Below are 19040 nucleotides of genomic sequence, written 5' to 3' on the forward strand. Positions count from 1 at the left end.
GACAGCCTTCGTCCCGGCGGCGCGGTGATGCTGCTAGCGGTCGGCCTCTTGCGAGAGGATCTCACACGATCCCTGGGGGAGCTTGACGTCCCAGCGGGTCTTGTCCGGCCTGCGGGCGTCGTCGATGTCCCAATAGGGGCCGTCGTCTTCGATCCCGATTTCCTCCCAGCTGACATAGCCTGCCGCCTTCAGCGCCCTTTCGATGCTGGGCTGTTCCTGCTGCGTGGGCGCGGTCGGCGGCGGGGCGGCGTTCCCGCCCGCGCCCTTGTCAGGATCGGGGCTGCGCGGCATGGCTGTACCGTAAGGAAAGAGGGGGAAATCGATGAGACGATATGTGATGACGAGCGCGGCCATTCTGCTGGCGGCGCCGGCGATGTCCGCAGCGGCGCAGGAGGGCGGACAAACGCCGCTGGGACAGGAACTGGAGAGCGAATGGGACGGCTCGCTCGAGGAGCTGTTCCTGACCTTCCACCGCAATCCGGAACTGTCCTTTCGCGAGACCGAAACGGCGAAGCGCATGGCAGCGGAACTGAAGGATGCCGGCTTCACGGTGACGGAGAATGTCGGGAGAACCGGCGTCGTCGGCGTGATGGAGAACGGGCCGGGGCCGGTCGTCATGGTCCGCGCCGACATGGACGGGCTGCCGGTGAAGGAACAGAGCGGCCTCGATTACGCCTCTACCGCGACGCAGGAGGATATTGACGGCGAGGTGAAGCCGGTCATGCACGCCTGCGGCCACGACACGCACATCACGGCGATGGTGGGCGCGGCGCGGGCGCTGGCCGCCCGAAAGGCGGACTGGTCGGGCACGCTGCTGTTCGTGGTGCAGCCGGCCGAGGAGCGCATCGGCGGCGCCAAGGCCATGATGGAGGACGGGCTGTACGAGCGCTTCCCGAAGCCGGACTATGCGCTCGCCTTTCATGTGTCGGCCGATACGCCGACGGGAAAGATCGGCCTGTTTCCCGGCATCACCGCCTCCTCCTCTGACAGTGTCGACATCACCATCCACGGTGTCGGCGCGCACGGCGCCAGCCCGCACATGGGCAAGGACCCCATCGTCATGGGCGCGGAGATCGTCATGGCGCTGCAGACGCTGGTGTCGCGGGAAATCTCGCCGCTGGCGCCGGGTGTGGTCACGGTCGGCAGCTTTCATTCCGGCTTCAAGCACAACATCATTTCCGACGAGGCGAAGCTGCAGTTGACGGTGCGGTCGAACGACAACGCCGTGCGCGAAACGCTGATCGATGGGATCAAGCGCATCGCCGCCAATGTCGGGCGCATGAACGGCCTGCCCGAGGATCGGCTGCCGGAGGTGCGGGTCGGCTTCGAATCGACGCCGGTGACGGTGAACGATCCCGAACTGACCGAGCGCGTGCGCAGCGCCCTGACCAGCGGGATCGGGCCGGACGTGCTGCTGGCGGAGGATGACAATGAAGGGATGGGCGCGGAGGATTTCGCCTATTTCGCCGCGCCCAATACGGACGTGCCGGGCGCCTATATGTGGGTCGGCGGCACGCCGCAGGCGGTGATCGACGCAGCGGAGGCGGGCGGCCCGCCAGTCCCGTCCCACCATTCCCCGCAGTTCAAGGTGAACGCCGAGGAGGCCGTGACGCTGGGCGCGGAGGCGATGACGGTCGCGGCGCTGGATCTGCTTCCGAAGTCCTGAAACGGGACGGGGCGGGCGAGGGGATGACCCTGGCCCGCCCCCGACATTCGGCGGCTCGTTCCTGAGGGGAACCTAGAAGTTGACGCCGATGCCGAGCGTGTAGGTCTGACCCGGATCGAAGACGTTGCGGTCGATGCGCGAGCCTTCGTAGGTCTGGATTTCCTTGTACTGCGTGCCGAGGAGGTTGCGCGCCTCGAACTTCGCTTCCAGCGCCACGCCGCGAATGGTGAAGCCCTGCCGCGCCACGAAGTCGAGCTGGACGCCCGGTTCCTCGTAGAAGGGGATGGCGACCCGTTCGAGGTCGGAGTTGATGCTGCTGAAGCGGCTGGTGATGCGGTCGGAGGCATAGTTCACGAGCAGCGTCTGCTGGGACAGGCTGTCCTCGTCCTCCAGCCCGATCTGCACGTTCACCAGATGATCCGACTGGCCGACCAGCGGCTGACCGTCGATGAAATAGGTGGACGCGTTGATAAGCTCGCCCGATCCGACGGCGCGAACCTGATCGTCCGCCCCGACTTCCACGTCGGAGTTGGTGTAGGTGTAGTTCGCGACGAGCACGAGGTTGCGACCGTCGAAGAAGTTGCCTTCCAATCCCCAATCGTAAAGCGGGAAATACTTCTGCACCTCCGCTTCGCCGCCGAACAGCCGAGCCTTCGGCGCGTTGGCGAAGGTCGTGAAGAAGGTCTGGCCCTGGATCAGCGCGACCGCCTCGATCGGGTTGTCGATCTCCTTGTAGAAACCGGCCAGGCTGACGCGGTCGTCCTCCGACGGATACCATTCGTAGCGCGCCTCGGCGTTGAACAGTTCGGAGTCTTCCAGGAACTGATTGCCGATGAAGGTCCGGTTGGTTTCATTGTCGAGATATTGCTGCGGCGCCAGTTCGCGGAACTGCGGGCGGGCAATGGTCTTCGACGCGGCGAGGCGGATTTGCATGTCCTCCGCGAAGTTCCAGGTCAGCGTCGCGGCCGGCAGGAAGTAATCGTTTTCCAGCCGGGTGTTGACGAGCTGGGCCGCGCCGCCCGTGCCGGCGCCGCCGTCCTGGTCGAACGTATCGACGGTCTGTTCCGCCGTCTCGTAGCGAACGCCGATGGCGGCGCGGACGAAATCGACGGGTTCGATTTCGATCTGGCCGTAGACGCCGAGAACGTCGAGCTGTGCGTCGTAGCGCGTCACTTCCTCGAAATTCTCGCGCAGGGTGATGCCGTAATTATAGACGTTGTAATCGGACAGCAGGAAGTCCGGACGCAACTGCGCGATCTGGCTGGGGAGGACCTGGTTGGAGCGATACTGGAAGTTGAGCCGCTCCGAATCGCGCTTCGTCTGGCTGTAGGCGACACCGGCCGACAGGGTGATGTCGCGCGCCGTCGGCAGGGCGTACGCGAAATCCGCCGCGCCCGCATAAATATCCTCGTTGAGGTCGGAGAATGCGATGAACGCGTTCTGGCCGTTCGAACGAAGATCGTTCACCCATGCGCCGTCGACCCGCACGGGATCGGAATAGCCGAGATCAACGAGGGCGGGGACGGCCGTCGGGTCGAAGTCCGCCTGAATGCTCTCGTCGAATTCATAGCTGAACGAGCGCTCATACGGGGATTCGCGCTGCGTGTTGGCATAGGTGCCGCGGAAATCCGCGCTGAAATCGCCGAATTCGAACTCGGCGACGACCTGCGTGTCGAAAAGCTGCCGTTCGAACCAGCTCGTGCGGCTGCGATTGAGGAGGCGGTCCGGATCGACGTTGATCGCGTCCGTACCGATCGAGATCCGCGACTCCTTCAGCGTGTCGCGAATGTAGAGGTTGGTCCAGCGGATCTTGTGCTCGCCGAATTCATAGGCGAGGCCGAGGAGGCCGTTGAGGACCACGCGATTGTTGGTCTCGAGGAAGCGGAAATCCTCGCCATTGGCGGCGATGAGGGCGTCGCCGCCGTCCAGCGTCGTGGAGAGGCCGGTGACGAACTGTTCGTTGCCGCCGCGGGTCTGCCAGCTATTGTCCCAGCCGACCGTGCCGATGATGCCCAGCCGGTCCGATCCGACGTCGATGGCGGTGCCGAAGCTGATGTCGGCGGCCCCGTTAAAGGGAATGTCGTCGTTGAACTGAATAAGCGAGGTGGACGCGTTGTTCAGCGAGGCGGTCGCCGCCTGCAGTTCCGCAGTGCTGACATTGGCGTTGCGGCCGCCATAGCCGCGGTCGAGAAGGCCGGACAGGGCGCCCGGAACGTCGCGCGAACCGTCGTCGAAGCCGAGAAAGTCGAGGTCGGAGCCGAAATAGGTGTAACCGTTCGACATGGTCGTTTCGGAATTCGCGCCGACGGCGCCGCCGATGGTCAGAAAGCTTTCTTCCGGAATTGCCGGGGTCGTCAGGTTGATGACGCCGCCGCCGAATTCACCCGGATAGGCGACCGAATAGGATTTCTGCACGACCGAGGAGGCAATGACGCTGGTCGGGAAAATGTCGAGCGGAACGACGCGGCGCAGCGGCTCGGGGCTGGGCAGCGGCAGACCGTTGAGGAGGGCGAGCGAGTAGCGCTCGCCGAGGCCGCGCACATAGACGAAGCGGCCGCCGACGAGGCTGAGGCCGGTGACGCGCTGCAGCGCGGAGCCGATGTCGCCGTCGCCGGAGCGCGCGATGTCGGCAGCGGAAAGGACGTTCACCACCTCTGACGAGGCGCGTACGGGTTCCGGGATATACTGGCCCTGAATGACGATCACATCATCGCCGCCACCGGCACCGGGACCGGAGATTTCCACCGGACCTTCGACGGGCTGAGTGGCCCTTTCCGAGGCGCCGGGCGTGTTGGACTGCACGTCCTGCGGCGTCGTTTCGAGCTGCTGATCGTTGGGTTGCCCCGGTGTCGCCGTGGTGGCCGGCGGTGGCGGCGGCGTTTGCGCGCGCGCAGCCGATCCCATCAGGGCCGGCGCTGCGAGAGCCGTGGTCAGCATCAGGATGCTGGCGGCGGAAATGGATTTTGTCATCGCTCGGGATTCCAAGGCTGGGGGATGAGGAAAGAGGGCGGCGGCCACCCCGGACAGGGAAGCCGCCGCCCAATTTGAACCGTCGCCGGCTTACTGCGCGACGCGGGTCTGCGGACGCGCGATGCAGGTGTCGGCACCGCCGATGTCGCAGGTCCAGCCGTTGAACCACGGGGTCTCACCCTCCGCGACGGCACCGATATAGTCGGTGGCCATCAGGAAGTCGGAGAGAGAGGTCACGTCGGTGACGACGACGGCCGTCTCGTTCGCGCCGTTCACCAGGCCGGAATCGCCGCCAAGCGTGTTCGAGAAGTCGGTGTCGACATTCTCGCCCACGAAATACTGGGCGTTGTCGATACCGTCCTCGTCAGCGACGAACGGATTGGCGCAGTCGACCACGAAGGAGCCGAAGCGCGGCGGACCGACCTCGTCAGCGTCGGGGTTCGCGGCGGCCACCGTCTGCGCACCGTCGATGTCGAGGCACTGCTCGTTCTCCGGCGACGCGAGGACGGAGTTGTAGATCGCATAGTCGCCGCCACCGCGGAACAGGATCTGGTTGCTGCCCGACTGGCCCAGCATCGTCGCGTTGACGAGGCGGACGTCCTGACGCGGGATGGCGTTCTCATTGCCTTCCGAATCGGCTTCCCACAGACGGTCGGCTCCGAGTTCGCGCTGCGTGATGACGACGAACTGATAGAAGCCCTTGTAACCGAGATCGGTGTCGAAGCTGTCGTCGTCATTGCCGGTCAGAGCGACATAACGGGCGTTCACGGTGCCGCCGAAATGTTCGATGCCGTCATCCGAGGAATTGTGAACCTGGATGTGGTCGAACGTGGTGCCGGTGCCGACGCCGCCCATGGTGATGCCGTTCAGCTCGTTACCCTCGGTGACCTCGAAGCCCGGATAGCGGACCTGAAGATACTGGATGGTGCCGGAATTGTCGTCCGCGACCTCGCCGCCATAGCTGGCCTGCGACACGCCCTCGACGAAGGCTTCGCACGTCGCGGTGCCGCCCTGTTCGGCATCGCCGGCACAGTCGGAAATCGGCGCGCGGCCCAGGATGACCAGACCGCCCCACTGACCGATGGAGTTCTCGTCGACCTCGCCGGTCATGTTGGTACGGCTGGTCATGATGACCGGCCGGTCCTCGGTGCCCTGAACGTTGAGCTGCGAACCCCGGTTGATGAGGAGGAAGTCGGCGCCGGAAGACCCGAACATCACGACGCCCGCCTCGATCGTCAGATTCGCCTGCTGCGAATTGGCACGCGGCTCGGTCGCGCCGCCGGCATCGGTGCCGACCTCGACACGGCCGTTGAGCGAGTAGACGACGCCCGGAAGCGCCTCCAGCGTCAGATCCTCGCTGATCGTGCCGGAAAGCTGGCAGATCAGTGCGTCGTCTTCTTCCGTCTGCGTCCCATAGTCGAGAATCTGGTTCGTCAGCGCCGTGCCGACGGGGCAGTCCTCGGCCGCGCCGCCGGTGGGGGTCGGCGTGGGCGTCGGAGTGGGAGTCGGGCTGGGGCTGGGCGACGGGCCGGGTGCCGGCGTCGGCGCGGGAACGACGATGACGCCGCCGCCCGGAGACGCGACGTCGTCGGCGCCGCAGCTCGCCAGCGCGAGCGCGGATCCGACCAGGAGAAGAGCGCGAGTATAAGACATGCTTGCCACCTTTTTTGGGTCACGGAGTAAAACTCGTTGCGGCCGGCAAGACTGACCTCACCGCCACGCAAGGCGGCGGGTAGGCGGGGGCAATGAGACTTTTGTGACAGGGCAGCCCGAATGGCCCGGAAGCGGCAAAACTTCATGGAACCGCAACCGGATTGAAACCGAACCGACACATTTCCGGCGATTTCAGTGGCTGGCGGTCAGCTTCAGCGTTCGTCCGCCGCGTTCGACGACCAGACCGAGTCGGTCGCGGCTGCCAAGCTGATGGGCCAGGTCGCTGACATCCTCGCTGCGGTCGAATGATTCGGCGTCGTAAGTGACGAGAATGTCGCCGCGCCGCAGACCGGCCGCAGCAAGAGAGGGCGGCGGATCGCTGGTGAAGCGGTATGCGCGCCGTCCGGACGCGGTCGTCGCAGGTTCGATGCCGAGCCGCATGGTTGTGACGAGACGCTGAACCGCGACCTCCGCGTCCTCTTCCGCGCGGGCATCCGAACCGCTGGCGTCTCGCGGCGCCTCCGCGCCCTCGTCCGATTCGGGCAGGCGCAGGATCCGCTCCGCTCCGCTCGCCTCCGTCAGCGCCACCTCTTGCGGCGCAACGCGGGTGAGCGTCCAGCCCGGCGCGGCGCGGCGTCCGAGCCGCACATAGCGCTGTTCGTCGCTGCCGAGCGTAAAAAAGGCGCCGGCGCTGCCGCTGCCCGCCGACGTCCCGATCAGCGCCAGGTCCGGGGGAAGCGGCGTGGCGCTGGACGGCGGGGTTGGGGGTGGGCTCGTCGTGGGCGACGCCGCGAGCGGGGCGGCGGCGCCTTCGGACGAGATCACGCTCGTATCGGGCGGCGTGGACGCGGCCTCGTCCTCGCGCGCGCACGCGGAGGAAAGAAGGAGGGTCACCGTGCAGGCACAGGCGCCGACGAGAGGGTGGCGGAAGGGGAGGGCGGCGGCAAAGCGCATGGGCTGCATCTAGCCGGCCGGGCCCGGCTTTGCACGGTCCGACGCCCGCTGTGGGGCAGCGGCGGAAAAGTTTTCGAACTTTTAGCGGAACTGTCATATAGCCGGCATAGGGCGCGGATCGAATGACCGGGGCGGTATCATGAGCGACAGGGTGAGCGGGATCAGACGCCGCTTCAGCGTGCGCACGATGTACGGCGCGCTGGAGATCGCACTGATGGCGCTTGCGGCCTATGCGTTGGCGGCGCTGATCTGGGCGTCGATCGTCCCCATCGGCGTGTTCGGCGACTGGAAGGGATCGGCCGTGCTGCCGCCGCCGCCGCGCCAGGATTTCGCCGGCCTGGATCCGCTGTTCGGTTTTCAGACATCCGGCGGGCCGATGGTGGTGTCCGACAGCGGTCTGGAACTGTTCGGCCTGCGCATGGACCGGGCGAGCGGACGCGGGTCCGCGATTTTGGCGACCGAGGGCGAGCCGCAACAGAGTTTCGATGTCGGCGAAGAGGTGGCGCCCGGCGTCATCCTGCAGGCGGTTGAGGCGGATCATGTGGTCCTGTCGCGTGGCGGTGCGGAGGAAGTGATCTTCCTGGACCAGTCCGAACCCGCGACGCGCGTGGCGAGCGGCGGATCGGACGGCGTATCCAGTCCGCAGCGCGAGGAAATCGGCGCCGATGCACCGGGCGGACAGGGCGGAAGCGCCGCCGCAGACTTGTCCGCGGCCGTCCGCTTTGCGCGCCGCGCGCCGGGAGAGGCCGGCGTCGAGATGCAGCCCGGCGGCGACGGCAATCTGTTCCGTCGCAGCGGCCTTCAGGGCGGCGACGTGCTGATCAGCATCGACGGCAATCCCATGAACGATCCGGGGGCCGCGTCCACGGCGCTCGAAAATCTAAATTCCGATCAGAGTGTCAGTCTGATCATAGAGCGGCAGGGCAGCCGCATCCCCGTCACAGTGAGAGTTCCGTAAGATGAGGTTTCGTCTTCTGGCCGTCGCGGCCGCGCTTGCCATTTCCGCCCCGATATCCGGCGGCCCGGCGCAGGCGCAGCAATATCTGAACGTGCGCGATGCCGACATCCGCGCCTTCATCGAGGATGCGGCGCGCGTGACCGGTCGCAACATGGTCGTCGACCCCGATGTCGAGGGCACGGTGTCGGTCATCACCGAAAAGCCGCTGAGCCGATCCGAATATTTCGAGGTGTTTCTAGAGACGCTCAGGGCGAACGACCTGATCGCCATCCCGCTGTCGAACGGAACGCTGCGCATCTCCTCCTCCGCCGAGGCGGCGCGGCAGCCGTCGATGGGCGGCGGCGGGCGCTTCGTCACGCGCGTGGTGCGCCTGAACCAGATCGCGCCCGCACAGGCGCTGGAATCCGTCGCGGGCCTCGTCAGCGCGCAGGGGCAGATCACGGCGTCGGGCACCGGCGATGCGCTGGTCATCGCGGATTATGAGGACAATCTGTCCCGCATCCTCGGCATCCTGCGCGAAATCGACCGCGATAATTCGACGATGCAGCTGGTGCCGCTCGACAATTCGGGGGCGCGCGAGATCGCGGCGGCGATCGGTCAGCTGGCGCAGGCGGCGGGGGAGACCGGCGTGGGCGTCGTTCCCGTCGACAGCTCCAACTCGGTCATTCTGCGCGGCGCGCCGGACAAGGTTCAGCGCATGGCCTCCATCGTCCGCGAACTCGATGCGCGCGCGGCGCTGGGCGCGGATGTACGCGTGCATTATCTGAAACATGCCGATGCCGAGTCGTTGCTGCCGGTATTGCAGCAGATCGCCGGCCAGACGACGACCGTGGCGACGGTGGATGCCTCGACCGAGGACGAGCAGGCGCCGCAGGCGGGCGAAGGCGAGGGCGGCGCCGCGCGGACGCAGACTGCTGGCAATCAGCCGCAGGTCGTGCAGCCCGCAAGCGGCGAGCGCGCCCGCGCGGTCATCGCGCGCTATGGCGGCGCCAACGCGCTGGTGATTTCCGCGCCGCCCGACCTGCAGAAATCGCTGGGCGAGGTGATCCTGCAACTGGACCAGCCCCGCGACCAGGTGCTGGTGGAGGCTATCGTCGCGGAGGTGTCGGACCAGGCGGCGCGCGCGCTTGGTGTGCAGTTCCTGCTGGCAGGCCTGGACGGGACGGTGCCGTTCGCGACCACAAACTATTCCAATCAGGTGCTGAATCCGCTTGCCATCGCCGGCGCGATCGGCGCGACCGAGCTGGAGAACCAGACGATCACGGTCGACGGCGAGGTCATTTCACAGACCGGCAGCGTCGGCGTAACGGAGGAATTGCAGCAGGCCGCCGCACGGTCGCTGCTGGGCGTGACCGGCGGCCTGTTCGGCGTCGGCGGCGTCAGCGGCGACACGGTGTTTGGCGCGATCATCAACGCGGTGAAGTCGGATACGGCCAGCAACGTCCTGAGCGTGCAGTCGCTGATGACGCTGGACAACAAGGAGGCGCGCTATCTAGTCGGCCAGGAGGTGCCTATCACGACGGGCGAGGCACTGTCCGACAATTTCGACAATGCGTTTCGCACGGTAGAGCGGCAGAAGGTCGGCATCGAACTGCAGGTGCGCCCGCAGATCAATGCCGGCGGCGCGGTGAAGCTGTTCCTGGCGCAGGAGGTATCCTCCGTCGCCGGACCGGTTTCGAGCGGGTCGTCCGACCTGATCCTGAACACGCGCGAGATCGAGACCGTCATCACCGTCAATGACGGCGACATCGTGGCGCTGGGCGGCCTTTTGGACGAGAATGAGCGCCGCACGATCGAGAAGATCCCGCTGCTGGGCGACATTCCGCTGATCGGCGAACTGTTCACCAGCCGCAGCCGGGAAAAGGTTCAGACCAACCTGATGGTGTTCATCCGGCCGCGCATCATCCGCAACCGCGAGGAGGCGCAGGCGATCGCCGCGCATCGCTATAATTTCGCGCGCAACACGCAGCTGGCGCGCAATCCGGACAGCGAGCCGGCCCTTGATCGCGTGCTGCGCACCTATCTCGACACGCTGCCGCCGGGCAGCGCGCCGGCGGGCCAGAGCGCTGCGGGTTACGGCGTCGATGTCGCAGGCTTTCAGGATCGCGGCGACGCGGTCGAACTGCAGCAGGATCTGGAGGAACTCGGTCCCTCCGCCATTGTCGAGCGGGACGGCGTCTTCGTCGTTCGCATCGGACCGACGGCGACACGCCCGGACGCGGAGGTGCTGCGCCAGCGTCTGGCCCGCGACGGATACCCGAATGCGCTGATTATCGATCTTGGCAACCCAAATGTAACAGCAAAGACTTATTCGGACGCTAGCGGCACGGAATAATCCCTTGAGCGCGGCGGCCATCCCCATGAGCGACAGCAAACCATCGGCAAGCCTTCCCTATGCCTTTGCCAAGCGGCACGGGGTCATCGTTCTGGATGGGGAGGGCGAGGAGGTCAGTGTCGGTCTGCGCGAGGACGCCGACCCCCGCGCCCTGATCGAGGTGCGCCGGGCCATCGGCCGACCGATCGCCATGCGCTTCGTAGCGGCCAAGCAGTTCGAGACGCTGCTGGGAGAGCGTTACGGTTCCGGCGGTCTCGATTCGGACCGCGCTGCGGGCGAACTGGCGGAAATGGGCGATCTCGGCGCGCTGGCGGACGATCTGCCGGCGGCAGCCGACCTGCTGGAGACCAGCGACGACGCGCCGGTTATCAAGCTGATCAACGGCATATTGGCAGAGGCCATTCGCGACGGCGCCAGCGACATCCATGTGGAGCCGTTCGAGAGCGCGCTGGTCGTGCGCCTGCGCGTCGACGGCGTTCTGAAGGAGGTGCTGCGCCTGCCGCCCAAGGTCTCGCCGGTCGTCACCAGCCGCATCAAGGTCATGGCGCGCCTCGATATCGCGGAGCGGCGCGTGCCGCAGGACGGCCGCATCGGTCTGGCGCTGGGCGGGCGCCAGCTCGACGTGCGCGTCTCCACCCTGCCGGCGCGCGCGGGCGAACGCGTCGTCATGCGTATCCTGGACAAGGAGCAGGCGGAACTGGAGCCGACCGACCTGGGCATGCCGGCAAACCTCCTGAAACATTTCCAGTCCGCCCTGTCGGAACCGAACGGCATCGTGCTGGTCACCGGGCCGACGGGATCGGGCAAGACCACCAGCCTTTATGCCGGCCTGCGCATGCTGAACGACGGCGAGCGCAACATCCTGACGGTCGAGGACCCGGTCGAATATGCGGTGGAGGGCGTCGGCCAGACCCAGGTGAACACCAAGGTGGGCATGAGCTTCGCCGCCGGCCTGCGCGCCATCTTGCGGCAGGATCCCGATGTGGTGATGGTCGGCGAAATCCGCGATCACGAGACGGCGGAGATCGCCGTGCAAGCGTCGCTGACCGGCCATCTGGTTCTGTCGACAGTGCATACGAACGACGCGGTCGGCGCCATTACCCGGCTGAAGGATATCGGTGTCGAGCCGTTCCTCCTCGCCTCCTCCCTGCGGCTGGTGATGGCGCAGCGGCTGGTGCGGCGTCTGTGCACCCACTGCGCCGTGCCGCATCCCGCAACAGCGGTGGAGGCCGCGCCCCTCGGCCTCGACACAGGCGTCACCATCTATCAGCCGGCGGGCTGCCGCGAATGCGCCAATACCGGCTTCCGCGGCCGTATCGGCGTCTTCGAGATGATCCGCATCGACAAGGACCTGCGCGAACTGATGCTGTCGGGCGCGGACGAGAACGTCATTGCGCGCCATGCTTTCTCGAACGCGCCCAACATGGCATCGTCGGCGCGGCGGCTGGTGCTGGAGGGTCGAACCACGGTAGAAGAGGCCGTCCGGATCCTGAGGAAAGACGCGTCGCAAGATGCCGAGCTATGATTATCTGGCGATCGATTCCGCGGGGCGGGAAAAGCGCGGCGCGCTGAGCGCGGCGAGCGAGGAGGCGCTGCGCGACCAGCTTCGCGCGCGCGCACTGCTGCCCGTTCGCATCAGTGCCGGCAGCGGCAATGCGCCGTCCGCCGCCAAGGCCCTGCCCACGGCGAAGGCCGGCGGCGCGCTGTTCGCGAAAAAGCTGAAGGTGAAGGAGCTGACGCTGTTCACGCGCCAGCTTGCGACGCTGGTTTCGGTCTCCCCGCTGGAGGAATCGCTGCGGGCGATCGGCGCGCAGGCGGAAAGGCCGCACATCGCGGCCATCGTCGCGAATGTTCATGCGGCCGTGGTGGAGGGGCAGCGCCTGGGCGCCGCGCTGGGGCGAGAGCCGAAAAGCTTTCCGCCGCTCTACCGCGCCATGGTGTCCGCGGGCGAGGGGTCGGGCGCCATGACGCAGATCCTGAACCGGCTCGCCGACCTGATGGAGCGGCAGGCGGAGGTGCGCGGCAAGATCGTCACGGCGCTCGTCTACCCGATCATGCTGGCCTTGGTCGCGCTGCTGATCATCACCGGCCTAATGACCTTCGTCGTGCCGAAAGTGGTCGACCAGTTCGACACCATGGGTCAGGCGCTGCCGCTGCTGACGCGCATCGTCATCGGCGTGTCGGATTTCATGACGAGCTGGGGCCTGGTGGTTCTGGCGGCGCTGGCGGCGGCGGCACTGGTGTTCGCGCGGATGCTGGCGAACGAGGGTTTTCGCCTGAAATTCGACAGCTGGCTGCTGCGCCTGCCCTTTTTCGGCCGGCTGATCCGCGATCTGAATGCCGCGCGGCTGGCGCGCACGCTGTCGACCGTCATCGCCAATGGCATGCCGCTGCTCGACGGGCTGAGCATCACCGCGCGCACGGTCGGCAACCGGCGGCTGCGCGCGGCGACGCTGGCCATCGTCGAAAGCGTCAACGAGGGCGGCAGCCTGTCGGGCGCCATGCGGCGGTCGGACGCGTTTCCGCCGCTTCTGGTCCACATGACCGCATCGGGCGAACAGTCGGGCCAGCTGGAAACCATGCTGGCGCGCGCGGCGGACTATATGGAGCGCGAGTTCGACGCCTTCACCTCCGGCGCGCTGAGCCTGCTGGAGCCGGCGATCATCGTCCTGATGGGCGGTCTGGTCGCCATCATTGTCCTGTCCATCCTGCTGCCGATCATGCAGCTTAATACTCTTGCGATCAGTTGAGGTTAGGTTCGTCCCATGTCCATGTTTCCCCGCGCACGCAATTATGCCCGAACGCTGATGGAGCGCCTGCGCGCGCCCGCGCCGGTGGACGGCGAGGAGGGGTTCACTCTGGTCGAGATCATGGTCGTCGTGGCGATCATCGGCCTGCTGACCACCTTCGTCGTCATCAACGTCCTGCCGGCGCAGGGGGCGGCGGAGCGGCAGAAGGCGCAGGCGGATATCGAGGTCATCGATCAGGCCCTGCAACTGTACCGCATCAACAACCGGCGCTTCCCCTCGACGCAGGAGGGGCTGGCGGCGCTGGAAAGTTCCGGCGCGCTGCGGCGCCTGCCGGACGATCCGTGGGGCAACGCCTATCAATACGCCCAGCCCGGCACGCGCGGCGGCCAATATGACATCTTCTCCTATGGTGCCGACGGGGCCGAGGGCGGCGAGGACGAGAATGCCGATATCGGCAATTGGGAATAGATCGCCCGCTTTCCGCCCGCCGGAGACGGAGGCCGGCTTTACGCTGGTGGAGATCATGGTCGTGCTGACCATCGTCGGCCTGACGGCGGCAGTGGCGGCGCTGGCGCTGCCGGACGGCGGGGCCGCGGCGCGGCAGGAGGCGGAGCGGCTGGGCGCGCGGCTGCTGGCGGCGCGCGACCATGCCCTGTTCACCCAGTCGGAGACGGCCGCCGTCATCGATGCGGATGGTTACCGGTTCGAGGCGCGGGGGGCGGACGGCGAATGGGCCGGGGTCGATGCCCGCAGCCTGAAGCCGCGCCGGTTCGAGGACGTCACGGCCAGCGCCGCATCGGCGCTGCCGCTGCGCGTGCGTTTCGATGCGGTCGGCCTGTCGGACCCGGTACGGATCCGACTGACGGGTGCGGGCGGCCGGCCCGCCTCGGTGCAGGTCGATGGATCGGGGGATGTGCGCGTTGCGGAATGAGGGCGGCTTTACCCTGGTCGAGGTGCTGGTGGCGATGGCGGTGCTGAGCCTGGCCGTGCTGGCGCTGCTGCGTTTGGGTACGGCGCACGCGCGCACGGCCATCGAACTGGAGCGCGCGGCGCTTGGCGACATCGTCGCGGAAAACGCGCTGATCGAGGCGCAGACGGCAGCGCGCGTTCCGGCCTATGGCAGCGAGACCCTGTCCGTCGACAACGCCGGCGAGACCTGGACGATCGCGCGAACCGTCGAGCGCACGGCGGCGGACGGCGTCATGCTGATCCGCATCGAAAGTTTCAACGCCGCCGGCGCGCGGGCAGGAGCGGTCGAGGGCATGCGGCGGTCGGCACCATGATCCGTTCGGGGGGCGGTCCGGAGCGATTGGCGGGGGCAGACCTCGAGGACGGCTTTACCCTGGTCGAGACGCTGGTGGCGCTGTTCATCTTCGCCATGCTGGTGACGGCGGGCGCTTTCGTTCTGGGCAACAGCGCGGAGGCGGCGCGGGGCGTCGAGGCGGTGTCGGACGAATTGCAGGCCCTGCAACGGACGCGCGCGGCCCTGCAGGCGGATCTGGGGCAGATGGCGCTGCGTCCAAGCCGCGCGGCCGGCGGAGAGGAACGGGGGGCGCTGACCTCCGGAGACCGGGCGGATGGGGCGCTGCTTGCCTTCGTGCGGTACGGCCCGGACAATCCCGACGGTGAGGAAAGGCCGGCGCTGCAATATGTCGGCTGGTTCCAGACCGAAGGCGGGCTGGAACGGCGGGCGGCGGCGCATCTGGACGGAGAGGCCTTGGGCGCGGGCGCGTTGCTCCTGCCCGGGGCAAGCGGCGCGCGGGTGCAGTTCCATTATCGCAGCGGCTGGAGCGATACCCCGGTGGAGACCGTTCCGGCCGTCCTGCCCGACGCCGTGCGCCTGACGCTGACGCACCCGCGCTACGGCGCGGTCGAGCAGCTGTTCCTGACCGGGGCGGGCGCGTGAGGCGCGGGACGCGAAAGCCGGTGCGCGACGAAGAGGGCATGGCGCTACTGACCGTGCTGATGCTGGTCGGCGTCATGGGCGCGCTGACCGCCGCGACGCTGGAGGTGATGAGCCGCAGCGTCGCGGTCACCGCCAACAGCCGGGCGAGCATGCAGGCGCATCAATATGCGCGCGGCGCGGCCCTGATCGCCGCGAGCCGGCTGGAGGCGCTGCTGGATCAGGCGGACGGCAGGCTGACGCTGGCGGGCGGCTGGGCGGACACGCCGTTCACCGTTCCGACGGCCGGCGGCAGCATCACGGTGACGCTGTCGGACGCATCCCACTGTTTCAATGTCAACGCGCTCGCACCCGCAGCCGCCGGGCGGCCGGGCATGATCGATCCGTTGGCCGCCCGGCAATTCACGGCGCTGGCGGAATCGGTCGGCATCGGCCAGCGTCGCGCGGAAGGCATGACGATGAGCCTGGTGGATTTCATCGACGGCGACCCCTATCCGCAGGCAGGCGGCGGCGAGGATAACAGCTATGCCGGCTACACGCCGCCGAACCGCCCGCTCGCCGGGGTGGGCGAGCTCATGGCGGTCCTCAACTGGCGCGCGAGCGACTACGAACTCTTGCGTCCTTATTTGTGCGCGCTACCCACGTCCGAGATGCAGGAGATGAACATCAATACCATGACGGAGGCGGATGCGCCGTTGGTGGCGATGCTTGCGGCGGGCCGGCTGAGCCCGGCGCGGGCGCGGCAGGCCATTGCGCAGCGGCCGGCGGCCGGCTGGGAGAACGTCGCCGATTTCCTGAATGCGCCGTCTCCGCCGATTTCGGGCGAAGCCAATATCGGTCAGGCGCTCGGCGTCGACAGCGACCTCTTCACCGCCGACATCGTGGTCGACGAGGGCGGCTTCACGGTTCGCGAGACGGTGCTGATCCGCATGGACGAGCGCGGGCCGCAGATCCTCGAACGCCGTTGGGGTGCGGCATGACGGGGCGCGTGCTCGTCGAACTGCCTGCGCATGCAGGCGCGGCGACGTGGATCCGCCTGGGCGCGGAGGGCCTTGTCGAGGCGCGCGGCACGCTGCCGGGCGAGGGCGAGGGCGAGAGCGATGGGTTCGGCGGGGAACCGGGCGACTATATCGTCGTCGCCGTTCCCGGCGCAGCCTGCGCCGTCCACTGGCTGACGTTGGCCGGCACGACGCCAGCGCAGATGCGCGCCGAGGCGTTGTTCCAGCTCGAGGCGCAACTGGCCGCGCCGACCGAGACCCTGCATATCGCGGTGGCCGACGTTGCGGAAATGGACGGGCGGCGCTGCGTCGTCGCGGCGGCGCGGTTCGATATGGATCGCTGGCAGGCGGCGCTGTCGGCGCATGGCGTCGCGGCCGACGTGCTGGTGCCCGCACCGCTGCTGCTGCCGCATCCGGAGGTGGGTTACGTCACGGCCGGCGCCGGGCCCGACGTCGACGTGCGCGGTGCGTTCGAGGCGTTTTCCGCGCCGCCCGATCTGGTAGAGACGATCATCGCGGATTCACCCGTTGAGGTCCTTCCCCCGCGCCGCGGAGAGGCGGCAAGGCTGGCTGGAAGCGAACTGCCGCTCGTCAATCTGCTGCAGGGCGCCTACGCGCCGGTGCGAAGGGTCAGCGATCCGGGCCGCAGACGCCGGCTGACCCTGTCCCTGGCCGCCGCAGCCATATTGGCCTTGCTGGCCGTGGGCGTCGACGGACTGCGCCATCAGGGGGCCGCCGACGCCGTGCGGGCGAAGCTGCGCGCGGATGCCACCGCGGCGGGTGCCGAACTGGCAGCCGGTGCCGATCCGCTTCCCGCGCTGCGGCTCGCCGCTGCGGAGCGCGGGACGGGCGGCGGCATCCAGCGAGCGTCGCAGGTCCTGTTTTCGGCCGTACGCGCTGCGCCGGGAACGACCATAGAGGCTATGGAGTGGCGCAGCGGCCGGCTGCTCGCGACGCTTTCCCTGCCCGTGGCTGCGAGCAGCGAGGCGCTGCGGCCGGGTGTCGAGGCGGCCGGCCTGCGCCTGATCGGCGGCACGCCGGAGCCGATGGAGGGCGGCAAACGCCGGGAAACCGTGGAGATCGCGCCATGACCCTCCATCGCTACCGGAACTGGTTCGTGGGGTTGAGCGCGCGTGAGCGGGTTCTGGTGACGGGGCTTGGCGCCCTCCTCCTGCTGATGCTGCTGTGGTTCGCGCTGGTCATGCCGCTGACGGACTTTCGATCCGCGGCGCGCGCAGCGCATGCGACTGCGCTGGAGGACCGGGCGGAGGCGGATGCGCTGCTTACCCGCCTCGGCGGTTCGGGCGCCGGCGCCATCGCCGCTGAGGATGTGGCGGCAGTGTTCGCGGAGGCCGGGCTGCAGCCCCGGGTGGAGCCGGCGGACGGCGGCTTGTCGGTACGGCTGGAGGCCGTGCGTGCGGATGTTCTGTTCAATCTTCTCGGCCGCATCGAGGGGGAGGGCGGCATGATCGTCGCGGGGGCCGACATTACCGCCAATGACGACGCCACATTGTCGGCGCGGCTGCAACTGAGGGGCGGCGGAGCATGACGAGCATACGCGTTCCCATGGGCCGCGTGGTCCTGTTCGCCCTGCTGACGCTGCTGATGCTGCTGGCGAGTTTTCCGCTTCATGTCGCGCTGGAACTGCTCGGCTTCGGTGGGCGCGGCCTGTCCGCCCGGTCCGTAAGCGGAGCGGTGCTGAACGGAGAGATGGCGGATGCACGCTTCGGGGACGTGGCGCTCGGTTCGCCGCATACGCGCCTGACGCTGTGGCGCCTGCTGATCGGAGAGGCGCAGCTGGTCCTGTCAGGCACGGACACGGCGGCGTTGACCGGTCGCCTGATCGGCTTTCGTAGCGGATTCGCGCTGGACGACGTGAACGCGGCGCTGCCGGTTGCCGCGATGGGCGTTCCGTTTGCCGGCACGCTGACGCTGAACGGCTTCGAGGCCCGGTTCGAGGACGGGCGCTGCACGGCGGCGAGCGGTCAGGCGTCGACGGACGTACTGTCGCTTGCGGCGGGACAATACGGCCTGCCTGCGGTCGCCCTGACGGGGACGCCGCGATGCGAAGGAGATGTTCTGGTCCTGCCGCTATCCGGAAGCGGCGCAGGGGCGCAGGCGGCGCTCGACATTCGCCTGAGCGCGGCGGGCACAGCCAGCGGTTCATTGTCCCTGTCGGGTCTCGATGCGTCGCTTGGCGATGCGCTGGTCGTCAGCGGCTTTCGCAACGAGGGTGGCAATTACCGGCTGAACTTCTAGCGCCGCGCGGACTCTGCCAGAGATGAAAACGCCGGCGCGGTTAGGCGCCGGCGTCAGTATTCATACAAGCCGAAACGGTGCCTAGTCGAGGCTGGCCTGCTGTACTGTCGACAGGCGCGTCGACGCGATATTGTGCGCCGTCACCACACGGCCATCGCCAAGGACGAGGGTCTTATCGTCCCCATCCAGAACCTGTTCGTACAGTCCCTGCGCGGCCAGTTCCCGGCCGGTTTGGCGGTAGATCTCCGCAAGTTGCAGCAACCGGGCGGAATCGTTGCCGAGCACGTCCGCGCTGGCGGTCAGCGCCGCCTCGGCCTGCTTCCAGTCGCCGCGCATCATCTCCTTGAAGCCAAGGCTGCCGGCTTGGTAACCGATTTCGGACTTCGTCGTCGGCTGCGCCGCGGCGGGCGTGGCTGTCATCTGCTGCGCGGCCACAGGAGCGGCGATCAGCAGCACCGGAAGCCCCAAGGTCAGTATCGTTTTCATTGTTCCGTCTCCCGTCGTTTGACAGTTTTATGACATATGTGACGAGTCAATGCAACAAAACTGTAACAGTTCCATTTTGGGAGGTGCGCGTGGCGGTGCGCCCATTCT

18 protein-coding genes are annotated in these 19040 nt (G+C 67.6%); 13 read left to right on the forward strand and 5 right to left on the reverse strand.

Translation table 11 applies throughout. From position 1 onward, the window contains the following. Positions 1 to 33: 33 nt before the first annotated feature. Complete coding sequence (locus C725_RS15355) at positions 34 to 354, reverse strand: hypothetical protein (RefSeq protein ID WP_051051269.1); 321 nt, start codon at positions 352 to 354, stop codon at positions 34 to 36. Here C725_RS15355 and C725_RS08205 point away from each other — a divergent pair. Continuing rightward, positions 338 to 1666 carry an amidohydrolase gene (locus C725_RS08205; protein WP_243442720.1) on the forward strand — a complete coding sequence of 443 codons (1329 nt, stop codon included), beginning with the start codon at positions 338 to 340 and terminating at the stop codon, positions 1664 to 1666. The genes C725_RS15355 and C725_RS08205 overlap by 17 nt on opposite strands. Positions 1667 to 1738: 72 nt before the next feature. On the opposite strand, the gene C725_RS08210 is transcribed toward C725_RS08205, so the two are convergent. The 3 genes from C725_RS08210 to C725_RS08220 all read right to left on the reverse strand — a co-directional run bounded on the left by C725_RS08210 (position 1739) and on the right by C725_RS08220 (position 7243). Next, positions 1739 to 4636: a TonB-dependent receptor domain-containing protein gene (locus C725_RS08210; protein WP_008601826.1), complete on the reverse strand. Its 2898-nt coding sequence runs from the start codon at positions 4634 to 4636 to the stop codon at positions 1739 to 1741. Between the two features lie 90 nt (positions 4637 to 4726). Then, entirely contained in the window at positions 4727 to 6289 is a 1563-nt protein-coding gene (locus tag C725_RS08215; RefSeq protein WP_008601827.1) for a hypothetical protein, read from the reverse strand. 192 nt (positions 6290 to 6481) lie between these two features. Then, the gene (locus C725_RS08220) at positions 6482 to 7243 is read right to left on the reverse strand and encodes a hypothetical protein (RefSeq protein ID WP_149864601.1); all 762 of its coding nucleotides are present in this window, start codon (positions 7241 to 7243) and stop codon (positions 6482 to 6484) included. Between the two features lie 139 nt (positions 7244 to 7382). Here C725_RS08220 and C725_RS08225 point away from each other — a divergent pair, with 139 nt between their 5' ends. From C725_RS08225 to gspN, 12 genes are read left to right on the forward strand one after another with little or no spacing between them, the layout of a single operon-like run. After that, complete coding sequence (locus C725_RS08225; RefSeq protein WP_051051270.1) at positions 7383 to 8201, forward strand: type II secretion system protein N; 819 nt, start codon at positions 7383 to 7385, stop codon at positions 8199 to 8201. Between the two features lies 1 nt (position 8202). Then, complete coding sequence (gene gspD, locus C725_RS08230) at positions 8203 to 10536, forward strand: type II secretion system secretin GspD (protein WP_008601833.1); 2334 nt, start codon at positions 8203 to 8205, stop codon at positions 10534 to 10536. A 25-nt stretch (positions 10537 to 10561) separates the two neighbouring features. Beyond that, positions 10562 to 12061: a type II secretion system ATPase GspE gene (gspE, locus tag C725_RS08235; protein WP_038282519.1), complete on the forward strand. Its 1500-nt coding sequence runs from the start codon at positions 10562 to 10564 to the stop codon at positions 12059 to 12061. Beyond that, a complete protein-coding gene (gene gspF / locus C725_RS08240) occupies positions 12048 to 13286 on the forward strand; it encodes a type II secretion system inner membrane protein GspF (RefSeq protein WP_008601837.1) in 1239 nt (412 codons plus the stop codon). The genes gspE and gspF overlap by 14 nt, the downstream gene beginning before the upstream one ends. Positions 13287 to 13301: 15 nt before the next feature. Beyond that, positions 13302 to 13754: a type II secretion system major pseudopilin GspG gene (gspG, locus tag C725_RS08245; protein ID WP_008601839.1), complete on the forward strand. Its 453-nt coding sequence runs from the start codon at positions 13302 to 13304 to the stop codon at positions 13752 to 13754. Further along, positions 13729 to 14217, forward strand: a complete 489-nt coding sequence (locus C725_RS08250) for a GspH/FimT family pseudopilin (RefSeq protein WP_038282338.1) — start codon at positions 13729 to 13731, stop codon at positions 14215 to 14217. The genes gspG and C725_RS08250 overlap by 26 nt, the downstream gene beginning before the upstream one ends. Continuing rightward, the gene (gene gspI, locus C725_RS08255; RefSeq protein WP_008601844.1) at positions 14207 to 14569 is read left to right on the forward strand and encodes a type II secretion system minor pseudopilin GspI; all 363 of its coding nucleotides are present in this window, start codon (positions 14207 to 14209) and stop codon (positions 14567 to 14569) included. The genes C725_RS08250 and gspI overlap by 11 nt, the downstream gene beginning before the upstream one ends. Further along, the gene (gene gspJ / locus C725_RS08260) at positions 14566 to 15192 is read left to right on the forward strand and encodes a type II secretion system minor pseudopilin GspJ (protein ID WP_008601845.1); all 627 of its coding nucleotides are present in this window, start codon (positions 14566 to 14568) and stop codon (positions 15190 to 15192) included. The genes gspI and gspJ overlap by 4 nt, the downstream gene beginning before the upstream one ends. Before the next feature lie 38 nt (positions 15193 to 15230). Beyond that, on the forward strand, positions 15231 to 16169 hold the full coding sequence (gene gspK, locus C725_RS08265) for a type II secretion system minor pseudopilin GspK (protein WP_051051271.1): 939 nt from the start codon (positions 15231 to 15233) through the stop codon (positions 16167 to 16169). After that, positions 16166 to 17278, forward strand: coding sequence for a type II secretion system protein GspL (gspL, locus tag C725_RS08270; protein ID WP_008601847.1), 1113 nt, complete (start codon positions 16166 to 16168; stop codon positions 17276 to 17278). Before gspK ends, gspL begins: the two co-directional genes overlap by 4 nt. Continuing rightward, complete coding sequence (gene gspM / locus C725_RS08275; RefSeq protein WP_008601849.1) at positions 17275 to 17736, forward strand: type II secretion system protein GspM; 462 nt, start codon at positions 17275 to 17277, stop codon at positions 17734 to 17736. The genes gspL and gspM overlap by 4 nt, the downstream gene beginning before the upstream one ends. After that, entirely contained in the window at positions 17733 to 18446 is a 714-nt protein-coding gene (gene gspN, locus C725_RS08280) for a type II secretion system protein N (RefSeq protein ID WP_008601852.1), read from the forward strand. Before gspM ends, gspN begins: the two co-directional genes overlap by 4 nt. Before the next feature lie 81 nt (positions 18447 to 18527). On the opposite strand, the gene C725_RS08285 is transcribed toward gspN, so the two are convergent. Then, complete coding sequence (locus tag C725_RS08285; RefSeq protein WP_038282349.1) at positions 18528 to 18932, reverse strand: tetratricopeptide repeat protein; 405 nt, start codon at positions 18930 to 18932, stop codon at positions 18528 to 18530. Positions 18933 to 19040 lie beyond the last annotated feature (108 nt).

The sequence above is a fragment of the Pacificimonas flava genome (genome assembly GCF_000342165.1).
In the GTDB taxonomy this organism is placed as follows: domain Bacteria; phylum Pseudomonadota; class Alphaproteobacteria; order Sphingomonadales; family Sphingomonadaceae; genus Pacificimonas; species Pacificimonas flava.